The organism is Tumebacillus amylolyticus (assembly GCF_016722965.1).
Taxonomy (GTDB): Bacteria; Bacillota; Bacilli; order Tumebacillales; family Tumebacillaceae; genus Tumebacillus; species Tumebacillus amylolyticus.
In genome coordinates this window covers 20,483-42,835 of record NZ_JAEQNB010000001.1, presented here as the reverse complement: position 1 = coordinate 42,835, position 22,353 = coordinate 20,483, and the positions used below count along the sequence as shown (strand labels likewise).

Genomic DNA, 22,353 nt, shown 5'->3' with positions numbered 1-22,353 from the left:
TCTCATATCTCGAATCTTTTGTCAACTCCTTGCTTGCTCCCAGGCTCTGCTTTCAGGTACATTGATCTCAGTAAGTGAAGAAGAGGTGTCCAGGATGAATCCATCGATTCGCGATGTGGCGAAAAAAGCGAACGTCTCCATCTCCACCGTCTCCCGCGTGTTCAACAACCCGGAATCGGTGAACCAAGAGATGCGAGAGCGCGTCCTGCAAGTGATAGAAGAGCTCGGGTACGCTCCGAATCCGTTTGCATCCGGGCTTCGTGACAACCGCAGCAAAGTCATCGTCACGATGATTCCCGATATACGAAATTCCTATTACGCCGAGATGCTGTCCGGGATCGAAGAGGTCGCCCTCTCCAACCGGTACACGGTGATCATCGGCAACACCATTCAGAACGAAGAACGTTTTCTCGAATACGTCAAAAACTTCGTCAAGATGAAAGTGGACGGACTGATCTTTGCGAGTACCGAAATCACGGAGTTTTATCAAAAAAATTTCGAAGCCCTGAAGATCCCCGTCATCCTCGCCTCGACGGAGGGACGTGAGTGGAATCTCCCGTCGGTGCGGGTGAATGATTACCAGGCGAGCTACGAGGCGACCGCTTTTTTGATTCAAAACGGGCACCAAGACATCGGGTTCATCAGCGGCCCGACACACGCACCGATTGCCGGTAGGGAACGGTATGAAGGGTTTTTGGGGGCGATGGCGGCTCATGAGTTGCCGACGTCGGAGCAGAATGTGGTGTATTCGGAGATGTCGTTTGACGCCGGGTATGAAGCGATGGCGAAGCTCTATGCCAAGATGCCGCATCTGACGGCGGTGTATGCCGCAAGCGACTCGATGGCGATCGGGGCGATGAAGTTTTTGCATGAGCAAGGGTTGGAAGTGCCGCGGCATGTGTCGGTGATGGGGTTTGACAATCTGGAAATTTCGCGGATGGTCTCTCCGGGGCTGACGACGGTGGCGCAGCAGATCTACGAGATTGGCAAGACGGCGGGGACGATGCTGTTTCAAGCGATTGAGAATCGCGAGGAAGAGTTGCAAAGCGTAACAATTGATCATGAGATCATCGTGCGCGGGACCGTGCGAAACCGCCGGTTGATGATGGATGGAGGGGACGGTGCATTCCGTGTTTTCGTTTGAGTGTTTTCCTAAGTTTGAGGTCGAAGGATATCGGTTGCGTGCCTTGCGTGCGGATGATGTGGGGGCTCTTTTTTCCATCGGTTCCGATCTGGAAGTCATGAAGTACAACGATGACCCGATGGTGGAGATGGAGGAAGCGGTGAAGCGGTTCGAGATGCACGAACTTGAGTTCAAGGAAAAGCGCTCCATCAGGTGGGGCATCGCACGCAAGGAAGACGATCGGCTCGTGGGCACGGTGTTGATGTATAAGTTGAGCAGGAAGTTTGCGAGTGCCGAGATCGGCTTCGAACTGGCGAAGGAGTTTTGGGGTCGGGGGGTTATGACCGAGGTTTTGGAGCAGGTTGTGCAGTTTGGATTTGAGGAGTTGGCGTTGAATCGGCTGGAAGCTTCGTTTGCCACGGAGAATGTGGGCTCGCGAAGAGTTTTGGAGAAAAACGGGTTTGTCTATGAAGGCACCCTGCGGGACAAATGGTACATGAACGGCCGGTACTGGGACGGGGTTGTAATGGGGCTTTTGAGAAAAGACTATCTAGCTTGGAAAGATGGTAGGTAAGAAAAAAAGACCACTCGTCTCAGGGAGACGGGTGGTCTTTTTTTTTTCGTTAAACAAGTGGCTACTGGATTGATTGCAGGTGCTCCGCGAGACGATCCCACGTTTCCGTGATGCCTTGCTCCATGCCCATATCCATGACGTTTTTGAGCGCTTCGGCGGAAGCGAATCGAGCGCGGCTTACGAGTTTCGTTTTTCCATCGAGCTCCTCAAACGTCATCGTGATCTGCGAAGAGGGCATCTCGGGGTTCTCATTGCCTTGTGCATCCGAGAAGTAGTCAATGTAGACGATCTTCTCCGGCGATACGATTTCCTGGTAGACTGCCTTGCCCCACGATTCGAATCCGTAGAAGTCCCCTTGGTTCTGGTCGATGCACTTCATGCAGTAATGCCAGACGCCGCCCGGACGGAAATCGACGTTGCAAACCGTGAGCGTCCAGCCGCGCGGTCCCCACCAGTTTTTCAGATGATCAGCTTCGGAGAACGCTTGAAATACAAGATCGCGCGGTGCATCAAAAACACGCTCCAGAATCAATTCTTGCCCCTCTACCTTGGTCGTCATTTTGTTCGACATGTATGGCCTCCTGATGGTTGGTTTTAGTCTGGCTTGTTTTCCTTGGATTGGAGCTTCTGCAGGTAGTGCTCCAGATTGTCGAATCGTTCCTCCCACATGCTGCGGTAGGAAGCAAGCCAGTCGTCCAGTGCTTGAAACGGTTCCGCTCGGAGATTGTAGTTCCGGCGATTGGCAACTGCCTCTACCTCGACGAGCCCAGCCTCCAACAAGACGCGCAGATGCTTCGAGGCTTGCGGCTGGCGGAGTTGAAGACGCTCGGCGATCTCCCCCACAGTCAAGGGACCGCCCCGCAGAAGCTCAACGATACGCAAGCGGTTGGGTTCGGCTAGTGCGGTGAATGTTGTTATGTCCATGGTTGGGATGTTTTCCGTGATTCCTTCATAGTAGGGCACCTCGTTTCGTTTGCCTTGTTACCGTACCCATGTTCTAAATATACCACACAAGGAATATTCCTGTAAATGAATATTTGAGAAGACCGTTACCAATGGATTGGGCGAAGGAGCGACTTCGGAATTTTCGTGTCGGCGTCGCCTCTCGCCGCGTTGAGTTGAGCTTGGATGAGAAAGATGCTGTCCGTCAGGTCGGCACCACGGAGGTCGGCGTCTCGGAAATCAGCCCCGATGAAGTCGGCCCCTCGCAAATCTGCACCTCGGAGATCGGCGGCGATCAAGTAAGCACCCCTCAAGTTGGCCCCTCGTAAGTCAGCGCCTCGAAGCTTTGCCCCCATCAGGTCGGCACCTCTGAGGTTTTCACCGCGACCCGCGGTCTTCTTATGCCCTGTGGGGGACTTCTGCTGATGACGTGCTTTAGATCGGACGAGTTGACTTGTTTGCAAGAGAAGTTCGTTGACAGTCGCTCGGTGTGCTGCAACGTCCAACCCCAAAATAGATTCCGGACTCCGCTGTGTGAGGCTCTCGATCTCGTCGATTGCATCGCTGAGCGCACCGTGGATCGAACGGGCCGCTTGGAATGTCAGCGCTTCGTTCAGATACCAGAGCAACTCCTGAAGTTGACGCACGACCGGGAACACGTCGAACATTTGCTTCGCCGACCCCGGAACTTGCCGCCAATCGTTTCCTCCGAACGTGACTTGGGAAACTTTTTGCCCCGCGCCAAAGCAGTCATACACGGTACAACCTCGAAAGCCGAGTTCTCTGAGGTTTTGATGGACGCCGCACCGGAAGTCCGCTTGCAGGTTCTGGCAGGGCTGACCGGCCTCTTTGTCGTTGGCGAAGTCTGTGGAAGCTGCGTATGGCAGTGCAACACAACATAACCCAAAGCAGCTCTCACAGTCGGCTTGTAGGCTGAGGAAGTTGTTTTTTTGTAAGGATGCTACAAGTTCTTTCTTCTCAGTCAATCGTAGTCTCTCCCTGTCTACATCGAGTAGTGTTATGTGTCCAGTCTATCGAAATAGAGACCCTCATGCACGAAAAAAGAGGAGAACCCACCGGAGCGGGGTCTCCTCTTTTTTGTTACAGATTGGTCAAAACGGGGGCGACTTGCTGGATCGTGTCGAGGTACGGAGACTCGCCGCTGGCGAGATGGCGCTTCCAATCGGCGAACGCTTCCTCCTCAAGGCCCAGTTCCAGCAGGCAAACTCCGCGTTGGAAATAGATCTCCTGCGCTTCTTCGGAGCCCAGTTCCAGAGCTTGCGTGTAGTCTTCGGCGGCCTCTTCATAACGTTCCAACGCTTGCAACGCCCAGGCGCGGTTGAAGTACAGCACGGCCGCTTGCGGGTGGTGCTGGATCGCGGCGGTGAGAACCTCGACCGCTCCCTGTGCATCCTCTTTTTCAAACAGGAGGACGGAGAGGTTGGCGTAGGCTTCCAGCAAAGTTTCGTCTACGGCGAGGGCGGCGCGGAGCGCTTTTTCCGCCGCTTCGGGGTGCTCTTCCGCCATCTCGATCAAGCCTAGCGTGCAGAGAAGTTGCGCGTGTTGCGGGTCTTGGGCGAGCCCTTCCTCCACGTCCAAACGGGCAGCACCTGTCTCTCCCGCTTCCAGATACAGAGTGGCGCGGTTCAAGCGTCCGTCGAGGTTGGTCGGCTCGATTTCCAAGAGATAGGAGTAGTCGGCGAGCGCTTTTTGAGTTTCGCCCATGCGGTTGTACGCGGCGGCACGGTTATAGTAAAGTTCCGGGAACGGCGGCGAAATTTCGATGCCGTGCGTGTAATCGTTGATGGCTTCTGCGAGACGATCCATTTTGCTGAACACGTTGCCCCGGTCAAAGTGATACTCCGGGTAGTTCGGGTCGATCGCGATTACTTCGTTTAATTCGGAAAGCGCTTCTTCGTAGCGTTTCATCGCGCTGAGGATATGCGCTTTGTTGTTCATGAGCACCGAGCGGTGCAACATCTGCTCGTTCTCGCCGAGCATCTCGTTGAGGCGAGCTTGCCCGTCCGTCACGAGGCGCAGCGCTTCTTCGATGTTGCCGACGTGCATTTCGACGAGAGCGAGGCCGTTGTTGTAGAAAACGGTGCGGAAGATGCGCCCTTTTTCATCGGAAACTTTCGCGGCGAGGTCCAGCGCTTGGTTGATCCAATAGCGGGCGGTCGAGTGGTCGCGGTCTTGGCGATGGCGGGTGTAGAGCATCGACGTGGCATAGGCGGCTTGCATGAGGATCACTTCGTTGTCCGTGTGGGCGCGGGCGTCGTTGTAGAGAACTTCCGCTTCTTCGGCGCGACCCAGAGCGGCCAGCGAGTTGGTCGACTTCGTCGTGAACGCCCACATCATCTCCAAGTTCTCATCCGACCAATCCACAAATTTGCGTCCTCGCAAGCCGAAGTCCAAGCACGATTCGTAGAACCCCATGTTGAGGCAGTAATCCAGAGGAGTACGCAACGCAAGAATCGCCGCTTTCGTTGAACTCCCCCGCTCGCGGTGCCACGGGATGGCCCCGAGACCCAAGGTTACCTCGTCACGCGCCACCAACTCGTCCGCCCGTTCATCGTGCAGAGCTTGGCGTTGCTCCTCGGTGAGAGATTCGTAGGCCGCGATTTCCTCGGCACGGTCGGAGATGCCGTCGGATTGCACAAAGCGTTTGGCGAGTGCGAGAACGTCCGTTTCGATTGAAGCCGGTTGGTGCTGGGTTGTCGCCGGAGCTTCAACTCGTTCGGCGTATTTCTCCAGAGCTTCGCGAACCATCTCTTGCTCTATTTCGGGCTTCGTGCTGAGCGTGACTTCAATCTGCGCGGGATGAGCACGGCGCAAAATCGTCGCGAAAAACTCGCCGTCGAGGTGTTCGCAATCCCCCGCGTTTTCAAACACGAGTTTCAACGGGCCCATGCGCGCCGGGTCTGCGAGTTTTTTCAACAGCTCGATGACGCCGTTGGTCAAGCGCAGCGTGCGTGCGCGGGCATAAAAACGGGTCCGCTCTTCGGGAATGGCGATAGACGTCAGCGTTTCACGGGACGTCGGCACGACTGCACGCAACTCCGGCGCAAGGCTTAAAATTTCGACGACGTGGCGTTCCACAAGCTCCGGCCAACGCTGTTGCACGGTCGGAATCAGTTGACGCAACAGCTCGCCGGCCGCCGTATACGGACCTCTCAACTGACGATGCGCCTCGATGAAAAAGACACCTTGCCCCGCGTCCCCTGCCCCATACACCGCTTCACGGTCGGCGTGGGTCTGTCCTGTGATCCAGCGATGTTTTTGCGTCTGTGCCATGCTCATTTCCCTACTCCTCCTTGGACGATTGATTTTTGACTGCGGCGTCGCGTCAGGCGACCTCGCACATACAGCCACACCACGACCCCGTATTGGATGCCGTTGAAGACGATGAACAGCACCGAATCCAACATTTTGTCGGTGGAGCCGTGCAACAGATTCATGAAGACGGTGGACAAAAACTTATACGCAATGGGGAACATAACAAACACCAACACGTACAGGAAAAACACATACCCCACGCTGTACACCGGCCCGTACCACCGCGCCACTTTGGTGTCCGTCTCCGCCCATCGCGACGGGTCGTGCATTTTGTGGTCGGCGCGAATCAGGCGGTACCAAACGTTCGCGATCTTCTGCCGGGCCGTCTCTTGCAAGTTGACGCAGCCGAGGATCGTGACGATGACGTAGTAGATGTCCGTTTGCAAATGGAAGTAGAACTGCCAGAGAAACCGCAGGATTGTAGTGAATGAGAGCGCTAAGCAGAACCTTGCGAAGAGATTGAGCTCGCCTGTGAGGATTTGCGTAATCCCCGCAAGCAGGACCAGCGCCGAGAAAAACAGCACGTCCCCAAACATCCCCGACAAAAACGGCAGATACCGCACCTTGCGCGGCAGACCTGCGATTCCCGGCATCGACGTTTGGAACACCAGCATGTACATCCGACGTCCGACGCTCAGTTTGGACGGCAGCCCCAGTCGCCGACCGGCGAGCAAGTGCATGCTCTCATGAACCAAAATGCCGAGCATCTGCCCGACAAACAGCCCGAGGATGATCGCGGTTGTATAGTCGGTGAAAAAGACGTGCTTTCGCGCAGGCCGTAACTCCGGGTACTTCCATAGAAACGCAACGCCCGCCCCGATCAGCACCGCGTAGAGAATCCAAGCGACTGGAGTGAACGCCCACTTTCCGAGCGTTTGGCCTCGAAGCGGTGAGCTGTCCGAGCGGGAGGTTGCGGGATCATTCGTATGTAGGTCTCCGCCTTCGGGTTCCTCGATGACAAACGTGAGATCGCGCAAGATCTCCAAGAAATCCCCCATGTCGAGCTCTTCGTGATAGGTTTCTTGGTACCAGCGGGCCGCTTCGCCCACGGTGAGACCTGCTTGCAATTGCTTGATCAACTCCGCGCCGTCCTCCGGGAACACGGCAAATGTATCCGTTCCAAACCTCCCGATGGACACCCCTTCCGAGTCGGGGAGAAAGGTCAGCGGGTGCAGGTGTATTTTTCGTTGGTCTTGTTGATCGTCCATGTGTGATTCACCTCAATTCCTCGATGGATAAGAAAAAAAGCGGGGACATCGCTGTGCCCCGCTTTTTTCACGAAGAAGTCCTTACGCGATAACCCAGCACGGCTCGCCGTACAGCGAAGCAGCGGTGGTGAGTTTTACAGCCTCGGTTTTCTTGATGGACATTTTTTTCATGATAAATTCCTCCCTTTCGAGTTGTAGTATGTAGTTGGAAACTTGTGCTCCCTCCTACGCCTTAAAGATACAATATTTTAAAAATAAAAACAATTATTACTTTTCAACAAATTTCGACGGTTTAAATCATCTTTTTTCGCGCTCCCCGGTGTTCACGCCGAAAAAAAAAGACCCCTTGTCCTTCTAGGGGTCCTACTCCGCGGCGCAATCGGAAGCGCGCCTCAAAAGTAAATCGCGTTCCTTTTCATTGCGTGACAGGGTTGCGGCACGTTTGAATTCCAAACAGGCTTCCTGCTTACGTCCCAGCTTCATGAGAAAGTCTCCTCGAACGCTGGGCAGGAGATGGTAGTTTTTCATGGACGGTTCTTGCAGTAACGCATCGACGATTTCTAGACCCACTTCCGGGCCGAACGCCATCGAGAGCGCGACAGCACGATTCAGTTCGACGACGGGCGAAGGAGCGACTTGGGAAAGAGCCTCGTACAGCGCCGAAATCCGGACCCAATCCGTCTCCGCAGCTGTATGGGCACGGGCGTGACACGCCGCGATCGAAGCTTGAATCAGATAGGGACCGAACGCCCTGCCGAGTCGCTCGGCCCGTTCGATCGCAGTCAGCCCTCGGCGAATGAGCAGGTGATCCCATAAAGCTCGGTTCTGGTCCATGAGCAAAATCGGTTCTCCGCTTGGACTGACCCGCGCCCTGAATCTGGACGATTGAATTTCCATCAATGCCACGAGTCCATGGACTTCCGGCTCATCGGGCGCGATTTCGGCCAAGATCCGTCCAAGCCGCAGTGCTTCCTGGCAGAGCACGGGCCGAATCCAGTTTTCGCCGGTAGACGAGGCGTAGCCCTCGTTGAACATGAGGTAGATGACCTCAAGCACAGACGACAACCGTGCCGGCAACTCGTCCTTCGGCGGCAATTCAAAGGGCACTCGCACAGCCGTGAGCGTACGCTTCGCTCGAACGATCCGCTGGGCAACGGTCGGTTCCGGAACAAGGTACGCGCTTGCGATTTCTTCGGTCGTCAATCCCCCGAGCAGCCGGAGTGTGAGCGCCACCCGAGCTTCAGAGGAAAGAACAGGATGGCAGGTCGTAAAGATGAGACGAAGGAGGTCGTCGCCAACGGGATCATCGAGCGCTTCGTCCCAATCCGGCTCTTGCTGTGAATCAATCTCCCGGCCTAGCTCCTCGTACTTGCGGTCACGTACCTTACTTCTACGCAGGTGATCGAAAGCTCTACGTTTCGCAGTTGTCATCAGCCACGCTCCGGGGTTCTCTGGGATGCCCTCATCCGTCCACCGTTCCAGCGCGATGAGAAGCGCATCTTGAGCCAAATCCTCGGCAATCCCGACATCGCGTACGATCCGTGCAAGTGCGGCGATGATCTTGGCCGACTCAATTCTCCAGATGCCATCGATGGTGCGGTGGACAGCGGATTCCTCCACTACGTCAGCTTCCTCTTCACACGTTCAATCATTTCAGTTTCTCTGGCAATCGCTTCCGGATCCTGCGTAAATTCCGCCACTTCGTACACTTGGCGCAGCTCGATTTCGCCCTCGCCGAAGCCGTGCGGGTCCGGCATCCGCATCGCCCACTGGATCGCCTCTTCCCTCGATTTCACCTCGATCAACGTGAAGCCCGCGATCAGTTCCTTTGCTTCCGTGAACGGTCCGTCCACCACCTTTGGTTTTCCACCGGGTTCCGGATACGAGATGCGAATCGCGTTCGAGCTCGGGTGGAGTCCTTGAGCGGCAATCAGTGCGCCTGCTCTCGCCAACTCGTCGTTGAACTTCCGCATTGCGTCAAAATGCTCTTGATTGGGGATGATGCCGGCCTCTGAACTTTTTGTTGCTTTGACAACCAACATGAATCTCATCGGGAATCTTCTCCTTTTGTCTGTAACTTGTCTCTATATGGGCAACGAATGGGAGATACCAAAATCGACAGGATAAAAAATATTTTCTAAATTCTTTTTTTCAACGTGTTCCAATGAATACCCTCCCGCCCCACGTCTCTTACTGATTCACGCCTCCATGTTCTGTGTACTTTTTATAAAATCCAAATGTTTCATTCGGTTGATCACAGATAACACTTCGTTAATCCTTGGTAGTTCAAGCCACCTCTCGAAACCAGGGAAAAAGGAAGAAAACACAAGATCCACTCCTTCTCTCTCCATCTCTTCGAGAGCATTTTTGATCTTATCATGAAGAAAGATGATTCGGTCCTGATTGCTGATCGCAATTTTTCGAAGTAAAAAGGCAATCGCTGCAAGCTGGGCGTGTGAGGTGATATTGTAAAGTCCTCTGATATCAACTTGTTCTTCTCCTACCATCAGGTATCCCATAGCTGAAACCATCAGCTTTTCCGTACCACTGCCCTGTGGATAGCTCGAAAAGTGATCAGAGGTGATCCTTCTTTCTATCTCCCATTTTGTAAGGGGGATCCGTTCGCTCGGTTTGTCGTGTTCACATAACTGTTTTGCTTCCTGGGTTACGTTTTTGGGCACAAAGTTGTCCATCAAGATGACTTGATCGGCAACGGATAAAAATTCACCGCTACCTCCAATCACAAGAACGGAAGATACGCCAACAGACTCATAAAGCTCCCTGACACGTTCCGTAAAAGGTGTAATGGGCTCACGCTTGATTAACGAACGCATTTTAGCGTCTTGAATCATAAAATTTGTCGCGCTTCTGTCTTCATCAAGCAGCAGAAGCTTACACCCGAAGTTGATTGCCTCCATAATATTTGCAGCTTGAGATGTGGAGCCTGAGGCGTAGTCAGTTGAAAACTGTTCAGCCGAACCATTCGGGATCCATTTTATGAAAGGCGTAATATTGATATTTCGGATCGAACGGCCTTCCTCTGCAGATATTTCCATGGCACTTTGGTCTGTAATCACAAACTCTCGTCCGTCGCCTATGACGTGATTGTAAATCCCCGAATTCAGTGCATCCAGCATCGTGCTTTTCCCCGAATAACCACCGCCGATGATGACCGTTACACCCTGTTTGATTCCCATTCCACGCACACCACAAATTTCAACTTCAAGATCTTCCGGGGATGTAAAAGGCAAGGCACCCTCCAGTGGCCCGCTGTTGTCTTTATTTCTTGGCAAAATACTGCCATTCGCAATAAATGCACAATACTCACTGGATTTCAGCCATTCACGAATCATGTTTTGTTTTTTTACCAACTCAAAGGAAGCACGTAATTCGCTGAGATCAAACTCTGCAATAAACTCCTCCACTTCTTTGGGAAGCATTTTGCAGAGCATTCGCATCGCTTTCCCATTATCCTTGATCGGAAGTTGAACTGTAATCAGTAAGCATAGATACCATGTTCCTGAGCTGAACTCGACAAAGGATGCATTCCGTTGCAACACCACATTGGTTGGACGAAAACAATAAAAAGCACCATTTTCTTGATCAGGACGTGAACGGTTATAAATCAATTCATTTAATGCCTCAATATGACCGACCCATCCTCTTAATGCAAAATCTGAGAGAACAACTCCATCCATACTTTCATCTAAACCGAGACGTTCAAACGGTATTTTTATGGTGATACATGGTTTATCCTGTGTGAGTTTATGCGTCCGTTCAAAGCAAAAGGCAACATCGTTGTTCCAATAGGTTGGGTCACTGATCGTCACCCCTTCTGCTTGATCAAAGTATGAACCTTCATAAATCAGACGGTACGATGACTGTCCGGATTGTAACGAGCGAAAATACTGAGCGAGTCTTTTAATAAAACATCATCCCTTCATGATTGGTAAGCGCTGAATAACGGGTAACGACCCCCGGTTGAAACGATCTCTTACGAAGGGGGTCCTTTATCCTTTGGAATAAGGGATTGACGAAACGAATTCCATGTTGTGTAACTCAAGGTCAATACACATTCCCCCTGATGAAGTTCTTAATCACCCTAAAAAAAAATGACAGCCACTCCGTAAGTGGCTGTCATTGACCGGCAAGAAGGCATACACCTTCCTTTTGCCAAAATATAAAAGCCCTGAGAGTAAATCCTACCCTCAGAGCCAAATGAATTCGTAAAAGGAACAACTACATAGCAAGATGAGGGTAGGACGTATATTTTTTTGTTGTTTTCATTTGTCCTCACCTCATTACGATTTATTTTGAAACAACACAATCGTATCATCAGGTTCATCGATTGTCAAATCAAACCTTACGTACAAAAACAAAAAGACCCCTTGTTACACAAGGGATCTCTCGCATTTCTTGCAATGCTGTTCGTATGACCGCCCTAGAACGGCAGGTCGTCATCCGAGATGTCAATCGGCTTGCCGTCATCGGAGAACGGGTCGTCATTGCGCTTGCCGCCTCCTTGGTTTCCACCGCCGAAGCCTCCGCCTCCCTGGTTTCCACCGCCGAAGCCTCCGCCTCCTTGGTTCCCACCGCCGAAGCCTCCGCCTCCTTGGTTCCCACCGCCGAAGCCTCCGCCTCCTTGGTTTCCACCGCCGAAGCCTCCGCCTCCTTGGTTTCCTCCACCGTAGCCTCCGCCTCCTTGGTTTCCACCGCCGAAGCCTCCGCCTCCTTGGTTTCCACCGCCGAAGCCTCCGCCTCCTTGGTTTCCTCCACCGTAGCCACCACCTTGGTTTCCGCCGCCATAGCTGCCTCCACCGAAGTCGCCGCCTTGGTTACCACCGCCGCCGCCTTCACCGCGGTCCAGGAAGCGAACGCCCTCCGCGACAACTTCTGCGACGCGGACTTTTTGGCCTTCTTTGTTTTCGTAGGAGCGGATCTGCAGACGACCGTCGACGGCTGCCATCCGACCTTTGCGCAGGTATTGCGCGCAGAGTTCAGCTTGCTTCTGCCAGACAACGATGTTGATGAAGTCCGTCTCCCGCTCGCCGTTCTGGTTCGTGCGCGGGCGATCTACCGCCAGCGAGAACTGAGCTACCGCCGTACCGGACGGGGTGTAGCGCAGTTCCGGGTCGGCCGTCAGACGACCGATCAGAATAATGCGGTTCAACATGAAATTCTCCTCCTCGGAAAAAAGTTCGCGCCCACCAGCGGGGCACGTATTGGGCTTGTCGCGTAAGGCGCGAACGGATTACACGTTGAAGCGGAAGTGCATGACGTCGCCGTCGTTGACGACGTACTCTTTGCCCTCAAGTCGAACTTTGCCCGCTTCTTTCGCGGCGTTCATCGAACCGTAGTTCACGAGATCGTCGTATGCGACCGTCTCAGCACGGATGAAGCCTTTTTCAAAGTCGGTGTGGATGACGCCCGCAGCACCCGGTGCTTTCGTGCCTTGCGAAATCGTCCAAGCACGAACTTCTTGCACGCCCGCGGTGAAGTAGGTGATCAGACCGAGCAGCTTGTACGCTTGCTTGATCAGACGGTCGAGACCGGACTCTGCAAGGCCGAGTTCTTCGAGGAACATCTGCTTGTCCTCGCCCTCGAGTTCTGCAATTTCCGATTCCACCTTCGCCGAGATCACGACGACTTCTGCGCCTTCGGTAGCCGCATGTTCGCGAACTTTTTTCACATATTGGTTCTCTTCCGCATTCGCCACTTCGTCTTCGGCGACGTTGGCGACGTAGAGAACCGGCTTGATGGTGAGCAGGTGCAGGTCGCGGACGACCAATTTCTCTTCATCATCGAGCTCGACGGAACGCGCCGGTTTGCCGTTCTCAAACGCATCCTTGAGTCGTTCGAGGACCGAGACTTCGAGAATCGCTTCCTTGACGCCGGCTTTAGCAGACTTGCGGGTGCGGTCGATACGGCGCTCCACCGAATCAAGGTCGGAGAAGATCAGTTCGAGATCGATCGTCTCAATGTCGCTGAGCGGGTCGACTTTGCCGGCAACGTGGGTGATGTTCGAGTCCTCGAAGCAGCGGACCACGTGCGCGATGGCGTTGACTTCGCGGATATGGCCGAGGAATTTGTTGCCCAGACCTTCGCCCTTGGACGCACCGGCAACGAGGCCGGCGATGTCTACGAATTCAAACGCGGTCGGAACGACACGGTTCGGTACCACGATCTCCGTCAGCTTGGTCAGACGCTCGTCCGGAACTTCGACGACCCCCACGTTCGGGTCAATGGTGCAGAACGGATAGTTTGCCGCTTCTGCTCCTGCTTTGGTGATTGCATTAAAAAGAGTGGATTTACCGACGTTCGGCAACCCAACGATCCCTACGGATAAAGCCATTTGGCTAGCACCTCCAAAAATAGTCCACTATCCATTATATCAAAATCCGCTAAGGAAAAAAAACGAATGTTCCACGTGAAAAAAGGGCTCCGCACGGGGCGTGCCGGAACCCTTTTTCTCAGCCCTCCAGATTGTCCTCGTGCATCGCTTGTTCGAAGGACGGCAAGGTGTCGAGATTGCCCCCGGATTCCGGCTGTCCATCGCCGGTGCTGGACTGAATGTACCAATTGCCTTCCTTATCGAGTGCGTCGATGCTGTCAAATTTGCCTTGACGAGCTTCTTGCATCGCATGCTCGATGGAGAGTACGCGCCCGGTGTGGGTCATCACCTCGGCGATGTCTCCGTTCAGGTCTTTGCGGACCGCGATGATCTTCTCGCCCATTTCTGTCCCTCCTGTTGAACCTGCTGTCTAGAGGTAGAATGTGCGGGGAGCGAGTTCTCTATCCGTAGTGCCGTGCAGGGGACGACAGATGAGAGCGCGGAACTTGCAGCGAGACGGCGAGGATCTGTTCGTGTAAAAAAGTGCGGGGTTGGCGTCGCTTGTAGCAATACGCTTGGATTCCGTCGTCGGTGAAGCCTCGGACTTGGACGACGCGCTGGGAGATCTCTCCGTTGCGGTCCATATAGATGAGAGACACGGGGCGGTGCTCTCGGTAGGCAATCTGCAGTTCTTTGTTGGTCATCATGTCGTCACCTCCACTTTTTTTCAACCAAACACTTGCGAACGTTTGTTCTCTGTGGTTATATTATATACGAACACACGTTCTTTATGCCAGTCCATAAAATAAAAAAAGTCCCCCACCCGCTCTGGGCGAGGGAGGACTACACTCTGCGCAAAAGCAGAGACCTGGGAGCCATTTCAAAGATAGAGATTTTTGATTTCGTTTTGCGTCGGCTTAGGCTTTTGCGAGATTCACGAGGCAATCGTACTGCGTCGAGCCGATGCCTAAGTCACTGCGACGGTTGGAGGTCAGGGCGTTGAGCATCGTGCCTTTGATTCCCCACCAACCTTCTTCGATCTTGATCGTGCGCTTGTGTTGGCCGTCTGTGATCTTGATCGTGCCGAGGATTTCGCCCCTGTCATTGTAGACGCGGGCGAGGTCGCCATCGGTCAGGCCCGTCTCTTTGGCGATCAACGGCGAGATTTCCACCAGCGGTTTGTCGGGCATCTTCAACACATGGTAATACTGGCTGTTCAGCGAACGGCGCGGGTGAATCGTCAGCAGATGGTACGGATACTGTTCTGCCCGTGCTCGGTCCCTCAGCGGGCTCTCCACCGACTCCTCGTAGACCGGAATCGGAGAAGCTCCGTCCGCTTCTGCCGTTTTTGAATAGAACTCATACTTTCCACTGGGCGTTGCGAATCTGTAGTCAGCCCATGCTACCGGCTCCTCCCGTGCCGCGAGGATGCCTTTCTCCTGCAACTTCTCACGGGTGATGCCGAAGCGCTCCTCCAGCGGTTTCAAGGCGATGTCCATCCACTCATGGACACTGTCTCCCTCACCGAATTCCTCCACAAATCCCAACTCTCTTGCCAAGCCTTGCAGAATCGCCCAATCGGGCTTGGTGTTCCCACGTGGTTCGACAACGCGATTTACATAGGTCATGTACGGATGCCACATCGAGCTGTACATGATGTCTTCTTCTTCAAAAACGGTCGTGCAAGGCAGGAAGTAGTCCGCAATCATACCCGTGTCATGCAAGAACATATCTAGCACGACGATGCAATCGACCGCTCCGTATGCTTGAAGCGTCTTGCCCGTCTCCGGCAACTGCGCAACGGGATTGGCTCGCGTCACGAACAGCATCTTCACCGGTTCTTCGGTGTCTTGCACAGCCAACATCTCGTCAGCTTCCGTGACTTTCGTGAACGCGCGGTACGCTCTCGGCTTGTCATTGGCCATCAGCGTGTCATAGTCAAACCGATGCACTTGGTTTCCGTACTGCACACCGCCGCCCGGACGCCCGACATTCCCGCTCATCGCAACGAGTGCGTCGATCAAACGAATCGTATTGCCTCCGTTGGAGTAGCGCTGCATGCCAAGTCCGAGAATCGTCGACGTCGCTTGCCCGGAACCGTACCGCTCGGCCAGCCAACGGATGTCATCCGGTTCAATCCCCGTTACATCAGCCGCTCGCTCGACCGTCCATTCCTGACGCAGATAGTCTGCGAAGACTTCGTAGCCAACTGCATGATCGCGTACGAACGATTCCTGCACCAACCCGCGATCCAGCAGATGACGCGCCATCCCCAACGCCAGAGCTCCGTCGGAGCCCGGTCGAGGATGCAGTTGCTTGACTGCCTTGTCACTCAAGTCAGTCAATAACGGGTCGATGATGACCAACTCCGCTCCGCGTTTGAGCGCGGCCTTGAGATAGGGCATCATGTGCATGTTCGTCACCGAGACATTGCGGCCCCAGACGACGATCACATCGGTATTCGCCGCCACGTCATCAGGATGGTTGCTCTTCGCGAAGCCGAAGTCGTATTTCTGCGCTTCCAAGCCCGCCCCCCAACAGATCGAGCCAATCGTGTCTGTGAAACCGCCAAACAGATTGAAAAAGCGCTGTTCGAGCACTTTCAACAAGCCCGACGACCCGTAGTCATAGTGGTGCATGATCGCAGTCGGTCCGTATTGAACGCGGGCGGATTTCATCTTGTCAGCAATCTCGCGGAAGGCTTGCTCCCACGAGATCGGCTGCCAATCACCGTCCACTTTTTTCAGCGGTTCCAGCACGCGCTCGTCGTGATGGTAGCGGTCGACGAGTTTGCGGCCCTTGCCACAGAGGGTTCCTTGCGTAATCGGGTGGTCGGGGTCGCCCTCGACTTTGATCAAGTGCCCGTCCTCGACATGCGCGATCATGCCGCAACAGTCCCAGCAATCGAGCGGGCACGCCGTTTTGATCAACTCGACCGCCATCAGCTTTCCCCTCCCTTGCTGCGCAACACTTTGCGCATGTTGCGCTCAAATTCACGACGCGGGAGCATCACGCTTCTCCCACACTTCACACATTTGATGCGAATGTCCATCCCCAAGCGAAGCAGTTCCCATTCGTTCGTACCGCAGGGATGAGCTTTTTTCATCTGTACGACATCACCCAGTTCAAACTGTTTCCCTTCCATGTCGGGTACCCCTTTGCTCTCGTCTCACGCCTTGCCGGGCTGTTTCTCCGTCTGCGTTTGCTTTTCCGGTTTCTGCTCCTCTTGAGGGCGGCTTGCCGCGTTTTTCTCGCCTTCGCCGTGGAACAGGTTGACTTGCTTCGGGTACGGGATCTCGATGTTTTCCTTCTCAAACGCCACCTTGATCCGTTGGCGCAGCACGCGCCCGACTCCGTAGTGCTCCATCGGTTTGCACTCCACCGTCATCCGCACGACGACTTCGTGGGCACCGAAGTTCTGCACGCCAAGCACCTGCGGATTGCCGGTGATGCGCTCGTCTTCGGCTTGCAACTGTTCGCCTACCTCACGCAAGACGTGGTAGACGTGCTCCAAATTCTCCTCATAGGCGACGGAGACGTCCAACACCGCAAGCGAGTTGGTTTTCGAATAGTTGGTGACCTGCTGAATCTGCGAGTTCGGCAAGATGTGCATCTCGCCTTGGAACGCGCGAATTTTCGTCACGCGCAAACCAACTTCCTCGACGTTGCCGCGGATGTTCACGTTGTTGTTGATCATGACGTTGTCTCCGACGCCGAACTGGTCTTCGAAGATGATGAAGAACCCGGTGATGACGTCCTTCACGAGACTTTGCGCGCCAAAACCGATGGCGAGACCGATCACGCCGGCTCCGGCGATCAGCGAGGTGACGTTGAGCCCCAAGTTGGACAGCACGGTGAGAATCACCATGAAGTACACTACGTAGTGCGTGACGTTCAGGAGCAAAGTGGTCATCGTCTTGCTTCGGCGCTCGTCCATGCGCATCGCACGACCGCTGAAGATCTTCGTGACCGCCGAGTCCGCGAGTTTCATCACAGCTTTGGCGATCAGCAAGATCACCGCTATTTTTAAAACAACCCAGCCGATGTTGATCCAGAACTGGGCGTCGAGCAATTTCTCGATGAACTTGTCATAGACCTGCAGGTAGTAAGCCATACTCCAAACCTCCGGTTTCTCTCTTCTATTCTATCATGCTTGCAGCACCTCGTAGCCGTCTCCCTCCGGCTTGAAATAGCCGCGCACGACAATCTCCCGGTCGGCGATGATCGCACGCACCGCGTCATAATCCTGCGGTTCGAAATCAATCGCGAGCGCACAGCCCGCCGTCACCGCTTTGGGCGTCGGCCGGATGTCGATCTCCAACCCCGCTCCTTCCAACTCCGCTTCGGCACGCAACGCATGGTGCGTCGAATCAAAAGCCACCAACCAGTATTCCATGCTCCAAATCCCCACTCTCTCTATAAAATTCGAGACCTCACCAAAATATCAAGCGGTACAAACTCCGCACAAACATCGAATGCATTAATTCTCCGTCTAACCACTGCATGCCGTCCAACCAGCAGACCAGCCCCAGAACGCTTACCAGATAAGTAGAAATCGTCGCTCCGATCCCAAGTCCGACCGCACTGCCCACGAATCTCGACTTCCACATCCCCTGCGCATTGCGCCAGAGGGTTTCATAGACGCGCAAGATCATCTGCAACCCGACGAACACCGTCCCGCCCATGAGGCCGAGCAACAGCAGATCATACAGGCGCTCCACGATCACGGAGACATCCGGACCGAGTCCCTGCACGACGGGGGTTGCTTGGGTCACATTTAAAAAACCGCTCGATTGCGGCGATGTGTGAACGAGGTGACCGGCCATCCATTTGGCGAGAGCGAAACTCCAACTCTTGTCTACGAGCACGCCTTTCAAAAACGGGATGGAAAATGTCAGCAGGAACATCGGCACGAGCAGCGCAATGGCATCCATGCACGTCCGCCAGAACCCTCGTTGCCATCCGAACCAGACACACCATGATAGTACCACGGCGATGCACAGATCGACCATCTCTACCTTCCTCCTCCGCAGGTTGTCCTCTAGAGACTGTATGCGGCAAAGGTTCGAAAAATTAGACGACCCGCCCCGTATGGAATGTCCCCCCCATGCATATACTATTAAAAGTCTTTGCTTGCGGAGGGTGTCCATGTTGAAGGAAAACAATGCGAAAATCGGCGGTGCGCCGTTCAAGGTTGATCATACCGAATCACGGGCGGTGGAATCTCTCGCCGAGCGACTTCTCTCCCATGTTTCGGAGTACGGCACAGATCGCCATGTCGTGATCGTTTGTATCGGTACGGATCGTTCCACCGGCGACGCACTAGGCCCGCTGGTGGGGGCAAAACTGTCGGCACGTTTGTCCGATGAACCTCACGTTACTGTCTATGGTACGCTTGAATCACCTGTCCATGCAGTCAACCTCAAAGAAACGATCCAAGAGATTCAAGGTCGTTTCCAAGACCCGTTCGTGATCGCCGTCGATGCCTGCCTCGGGCAGATTGCAAGCGTCGGACTGGTCACCATCGGCAACGGCCCGTTGAAGCCGGGAGCCGGTGTGAACAAAGTGTTGCCCGAAGTCGGCAACATCCACATCACCGGAATCGTCAACGTCGGAGGGTTCATGGAATACTTCGTGCTGCAGAACACGCGCCTCTCGATCGTGATGCGCATGGCAGACTGCATCGCCGACGGTCTGTTTCAGGCCGTTCAAGCGGCACAAGCTCTGCCGCGTCTTGCCGTGAACGACCTGAACGCATCGTCCCTCGACACCAAAACGACGCTCTCCGAGCGGATCTCTTCGGTGCGTTCCAACCTGTTTCCGTTTCTGTAAAAGTTCGCCTCGCATAGCCCTGTCCCCCGCGCACATACTAGGAGAGGTTTCACAAGACCATCCAAAGGGGGCTTGGTATCATGACGAACAAAAAAGTGGCGATTGAGCAAAACCTCAGCACGGTCCGTGACTACCTGAGCCAAGAGGGGTACCAATGCGTCAATCTGGACAATCAGAGCCAGAACGGTCAGGGCCTCGATGCCATCATCATCTCCGGCGCTGACATCAACGTGATGGGGGTCGAGAACTCCACGACCCAAGCACCGGTCATCAACGCGCACGGCCTGACGCCGGAGGACATCTCGAAACGCCTCAAACAGATTCAACAACAGTAGTCCCGTCCAATCGAGAATGACAACATCCCGGGGTGCCCTGCGCCCCGGGATGTTTTTTTCTCGTGGTTCCTATGAAAAAAGCACCCTGCAGGCAGGGTGCTAACGCTTCAATTGAGCGATTGCTTTTTGGATCGCTTCTAGCTCTTCCTCGCTGAGCTTGTAGGTGGAAGCTCCTGCGAGTACAGGTTTGGCATACGTGCGCGATTCTTCACGGCCGAAGATGCTGGAGAGCACGACGCCGTCCGCCTCGCGGTTGAGAAGGGCGATGCTGTAGCTCAAATCGCTTCCGGCATCAGGGAACGCATTGTAGCGCAGGACGCCGACCGGGCCGACAGACAATTCAATTTCGCGTTGCAAGCGCTCATGCGTGGAAGCAACTCCCTGCACTTGCTCTTGCAGTCGCTGAACGTCCTCGGAATAGTGGAAGAGAATCTCCTCCAAGTTGGCGTTCTTCAAGCCCTTCATGAGATTCCGGTATCGTTTGCGCACTTGGGCTGTGCGGATCGTGTTGACGATGAACAGGATCAGCAAGAGCACGACAAGTCCGGATAAAAGCGCGATCACGAGGTCAATGTTTTGCAACATCCATTGCTTCGAATCGACCATCTTATGTACCCCCTCTCGACCTCGTACCCCTCAGGACACAACTGCTATTGTAACATAGCGTGCGCGGATGTGGTGCTTTTTAGTAGCCGTACTTCATGGCAATCCATTTCACGATTCCGGCGATGAAAATGGCCGGCAACAGGTTGCCGACGTTGATTTTTTTGATCTCCAAGACGTTGAACGCGATCCCCATGATGAGGAGACCACCGCAACCGGACATGACGCCGATGATCTCCGGAGAGAGTACGCTGGCAAGCCAGCCTGCCATGAGCGCAATCGAGCCTTGGTAGAGGAACACGGGAATCGCCGAGAGCGCGATGCCGATGCCCATCGCCGATGTGAAGAAGATCCCGGAGAAACCGTCGAGCATCGCTTTGGTGTAGAGAATTTTATGATTGCCTTCCAAACCGGATTGTAACGAGCCAACGATTGCCATCGCCCCGACGCAGTAGACCAGCGAGGAGAAGACGAACGCTTCGGAAATTTTGCCGTTGCCAAAGCGACTCATCTTCGATTCAATGAAGCGTCCGAAGGCGTGCAGTTTGCCTTCAATGTCGAGAATTTCGCCGAGCAACCCGCCAAACACGAGCGAGGCGATGACGTAGAACAGGTCGTACCCGTCGGCGGTCGCCGTTTTCAAGGCCATCGAGAGACCGATGACGAACACCGCCATGCCAAGACCTTGCAGGATAGTGGTCTTCATGCGATCCGGGATGCGGTTGAGAAACATCCCGATGAAAGACCCGATGATGATCGCCAGTGAATTGACGATCGTACCTAGCAGTGCCACGTGGATCGTTGTCTCCTCTCCAGAGAGCGCTCCTGCTTAAAACGCGATGTCACGCACCGCTTGCAGGAGGGCGTCAATATCGTTTTCTGTATTGAAATACCCGATGGACGTACGAACGAGTCCATGTTCGAGGGTGCCGACCGTTTCGTGTGCGAGCGGTGCGCAGTGCAGACCGGTGCGGACGCAGATGCTGTAGTTTTTATCGAGGATGAAGCCGATTTCGTGCGACTCAAAGCCCTCGATGGTAAAGGAAACGATCGGAACACGCGGCTCTCCGAGCGGCGGCCCGTAGACGGTGACGCCCTGGATGTCTTGTAAGCCTTGGTGCAGGCGTGTGGTCAGCGCTTCCTCGTGGGCGCGGATGGATTCAATGCCTGTCGCTTCGAGGAAGTTCAGCCCGGCGAGCAGTCCCGCAAATCCAACGGTGTTCGGCGTCCCCGCTTCATAGCGGTCAGGACGGGTCGGCGGCATGTCGATCAACTCCGAGTACCCGCCTGAGCCGCCCTGCATGAGCGGAACGAGATCGAGGTCCGGATGAATGTAGAGACCGCCGGTGCCTTGCGGGCCGTAGAGACTCTTGTGTCCGGTGAACGCAAGCAAGCTGATATTCATCGCTTCCACATCAATCGGGTAGACCCCCGCCGTCTGGCAGACATCCACGAGCAAGAGAAGTCCGTGCTCCTTGGCGATCTCCCCAATCTCGGCAATCGGAAGAAGCGTCCCCGTCAAATTCGAGCCGTGCGTGACGGCGATCAGGCGTGTATTCTCACGGATGGCAGGACGAATCGACTCCGCGTGAAAACGCCCGTGCTCATCTCCCGACACATACGTCAATTCGATCACACCCTGCTGCCGAAGAAATTCGAGCGGTCGGCGGACGGAGTTGTGTTCGAGCGTGGAGGTGATCACATGGTCACCTTTTTTCAAAAGCCCGTGAATGGCGAGGTTGAGGGCTTCGGTCGCATTTTTGGTAAAAGCGATGTTGTCACTGTTCTTCACACCGAACAATTTCGCAGCTTTGGAGCGGGCTTCAAACAGCACGCGGGACGCTTTCATCGCGAGTTGATGCGTGCCTCGACCGGGGTTGGCGGCGTAGTCGCGGAGGCACGTTTCCATCGCGGTCAGCACGTCCGGCGGTTTTGGAAAACTGGATGCAGCATTGTCGAGGTAGATCACGGAACAAGCCTCCTGTCAGTTCTTTGTAAAAACCAACCTCGAATCTAGGTTGTACCATCTCTTTGCAGTTTACTTTATGGCACACGAATTGTCATCCGGG

24 protein-coding genes are annotated in these 22,353 nt (G+C 54.5%); 4 read left to right on the top strand and 20 right to left on the bottom strand.

The features are described 5' to 3' along the window. Positions 1-94: 94 nt before the first annotated feature. Together JJB07_RS00220 and JJB07_RS00215 are read left to right on the top strand one after the other, a co-directional pair. Positions 95-1,144 (top strand): LacI family DNA-binding transcriptional regulator, encoded by a 1,050-nt coding sequence (locus tag JJB07_RS00220; protein ID WP_201630167.1) that lies wholly within the window; start codon positions 95-97, stop codon positions 1,142-1,144. Continuing rightward, positions 1,122-1,697 carry a GNAT family N-acetyltransferase gene (locus JJB07_RS00215; RefSeq protein WP_347338301.1) on the top strand — a complete coding sequence of 192 codons (576 nt, stop codon included), beginning with the start codon at positions 1,122-1,124 and terminating at the stop codon, positions 1,695-1,697. Before JJB07_RS00220 ends, JJB07_RS00215 begins: the two co-directional genes overlap by 23 nt. A gap of 61 nt (positions 1,698-1,758) precedes the next feature. On the opposite strand, the gene JJB07_RS00210 is transcribed toward JJB07_RS00215, so the two are convergent. The 17 genes from JJB07_RS00210 to JJB07_RS00125 form a co-directional block, all read right to left on the bottom strand. Then, positions 1,759-2,268 (bottom strand): SRPBCC domain-containing protein, encoded by a 510-nt coding sequence (locus JJB07_RS00210; protein WP_201630165.1) that lies wholly within the window; start codon positions 2,266-2,268, stop codon positions 1,759-1,761. A 23-nt stretch (positions 2,269-2,291) separates the two neighbouring features. After that, on the bottom strand, positions 2,292-2,621 hold the full coding sequence (locus JJB07_RS00205) for an ArsR/SmtB family transcription factor (RefSeq protein ID WP_201630164.1): 330 nt from the start codon (positions 2,619-2,621) through the stop codon (positions 2,292-2,294). A gap of 125 nt (positions 2,622-2,746) precedes the next feature. After that, positions 2,747-3,625 (bottom strand): pentapeptide repeat-containing protein, encoded by an 879-nt coding sequence (locus JJB07_RS00200; protein WP_201630163.1) that lies wholly within the window; start codon positions 3,623-3,625, stop codon positions 2,747-2,749. A 115-nt stretch (positions 3,626-3,740) separates the two neighbouring features. Then, positions 3,741-5,939, bottom strand: coding sequence for a tetratricopeptide repeat protein (locus JJB07_RS00195; RefSeq protein WP_201630162.1), 2,199 nt, complete (start codon positions 5,937-5,939; stop codon positions 3,741-3,743). Then, entirely contained in the window at positions 5,936-7,183 is a 1,248-nt protein-coding gene (locus JJB07_RS00190) for a hypothetical protein (RefSeq protein WP_201630161.1), read from the bottom strand. Before JJB07_RS00190 ends, JJB07_RS00195 begins: the two co-directional genes overlap by 4 nt. A gap of 363 nt (positions 7,184-7,546) precedes the next feature. Continuing rightward, positions 7,547-8,803: a sigma-70 family RNA polymerase sigma factor gene (locus tag JJB07_RS00185; protein ID WP_201630160.1), complete on the bottom strand. Its 1,257-nt coding sequence runs from the start codon at positions 8,801-8,803 to the stop codon at positions 7,547-7,549. Then, on the bottom strand, positions 8,803-9,234 hold the full coding sequence (locus tag JJB07_RS00180) for a YciI family protein (RefSeq protein WP_201630158.1): 432 nt from the start codon (positions 9,232-9,234) through the stop codon (positions 8,803-8,805). The genes JJB07_RS00185 and JJB07_RS00180 overlap by 1 nt, the downstream gene beginning before the upstream one ends. 147 nt (positions 9,235-9,381) lie before the next feature. Then, positions 9,382-11,013 carry a P-loop domain-containing protein gene (locus tag JJB07_RS00175; protein ID WP_201630156.1) on the bottom strand — a complete coding sequence of 544 codons (1,632 nt, stop codon included), beginning with the start codon at positions 11,011-11,013 and terminating at the stop codon, positions 9,382-9,384. Between the two features lie 611 nt (positions 11,014-11,624). Continuing rightward, the gene (locus JJB07_RS24460) at positions 11,625-12,356 is read right to left on the bottom strand and encodes a single-stranded DNA-binding protein (protein ID WP_283809030.1); all 732 of its coding nucleotides are present in this window, start codon (positions 12,354-12,356) and stop codon (positions 11,625-11,627) included. 78 nt (positions 12,357-12,434) lie between these two features. Continuing rightward, on the bottom strand, positions 12,435-13,535 hold the full coding sequence (gene ychF / locus JJB07_RS00160; RefSeq protein ID WP_201630154.1) for a redox-regulated ATPase YchF: 1,101 nt from the start codon (positions 13,533-13,535) through the stop codon (positions 12,435-12,437). Positions 13,536-13,653: 118 nt separating this feature from the next. Further along, positions 13,654-13,917 carry a DUF3892 domain-containing protein gene (locus JJB07_RS00155; RefSeq protein ID WP_201630153.1) on the bottom strand — a complete coding sequence of 88 codons (264 nt, stop codon included), beginning with the start codon at positions 13,915-13,917 and terminating at the stop codon, positions 13,654-13,656. A 58-nt stretch (positions 13,918-13,975) separates the two neighbouring features. Further along, entirely contained in the window at positions 13,976-14,221 is a 246-nt protein-coding gene (locus JJB07_RS00150) for a WYL domain-containing protein (RefSeq protein WP_201630152.1), read from the bottom strand. Between the two features lie 210 nt (positions 14,222-14,431). Further along, positions 14,432-16,456, bottom strand: coding sequence for a molybdopterin-containing oxidoreductase family protein (locus tag JJB07_RS00145; RefSeq protein WP_201630151.1), 2,025 nt, complete (start codon positions 16,454-16,456; stop codon positions 14,432-14,434). After that, positions 16,456-16,659 carry a DUF951 domain-containing protein gene (locus JJB07_RS00140; RefSeq protein WP_201630150.1) on the bottom strand — a complete coding sequence of 68 codons (204 nt, stop codon included), beginning with the start codon at positions 16,657-16,659 and terminating at the stop codon, positions 16,456-16,458. The genes JJB07_RS00145 and JJB07_RS00140 overlap by 1 nt, the downstream gene beginning before the upstream one ends. 24 nt (positions 16,660-16,683) lie before the next feature. Continuing rightward, entirely contained in the window at positions 16,684-17,628 is a 945-nt protein-coding gene (locus JJB07_RS00135; protein WP_201630149.1) for a mechanosensitive ion channel family protein, read from the bottom strand. A gap of 33 nt (positions 17,629-17,661) precedes the next feature. Continuing rightward, a complete protein-coding gene (locus JJB07_RS00130; RefSeq protein ID WP_201630148.1) occupies positions 17,662-17,910 on the bottom strand; it encodes a putative Se/S carrier protein in 249 nt (82 codons plus the stop codon). 37 nt (positions 17,911-17,947) lie between these two features. Continuing rightward, entirely contained in the window at positions 17,948-18,526 is a 579-nt protein-coding gene (locus JJB07_RS00125) for a hypothetical protein (protein ID WP_201630146.1), read from the bottom strand. A 136-nt stretch (positions 18,527-18,662) separates the two neighbouring features. Here JJB07_RS00125 and yyaC point away from each other — a divergent pair, with 136 nt between their 5' ends. After that, positions 18,663-19,346: a spore protease YyaC gene (yyaC, locus tag JJB07_RS00120; protein WP_201630144.1), complete on the top strand. Its 684-nt coding sequence runs from the start codon at positions 18,663-18,665 to the stop codon at positions 19,344-19,346. Positions 19,347-19,426: 80 nt separating this feature from the next. Continuing rightward, positions 19,427-19,681: a YkuS family protein gene (locus tag JJB07_RS00115; RefSeq protein WP_201630142.1), complete on the top strand. Its 255-nt coding sequence runs from the start codon at positions 19,427-19,429 to the stop codon at positions 19,679-19,681. 99 nt (positions 19,682-19,780) lie between these two features. On the opposite strand, the gene JJB07_RS00110 is transcribed toward JJB07_RS00115, so the two are convergent. The 3 genes from JJB07_RS00110 to JJB07_RS00100 form a co-directional block, all read right to left on the bottom strand. After that, positions 19,781-20,287 (bottom strand): DUF4446 family protein, encoded by a 507-nt coding sequence (locus JJB07_RS00110; protein ID WP_201630141.1) that lies wholly within the window; start codon positions 20,285-20,287, stop codon positions 19,781-19,783. A 79-nt stretch (positions 20,288-20,366) separates the two neighbouring features. After that, a complete protein-coding gene (locus JJB07_RS00105; protein WP_201630140.1) occupies positions 20,367-21,077 on the bottom strand; it encodes a DUF554 family protein in 711 nt (236 codons plus the stop codon). 36 nt (positions 21,078-21,113) lie between these two features. Continuing rightward, positions 21,114-22,253, bottom strand: a complete 1,140-nt coding sequence (locus JJB07_RS00100; RefSeq protein WP_201630139.1) for an aminotransferase class V-fold PLP-dependent enzyme — start codon at positions 22,251-22,253, stop codon at positions 21,114-21,116. Between the last annotated feature and the right edge of the window lie 100 nt (positions 22,254-22,353).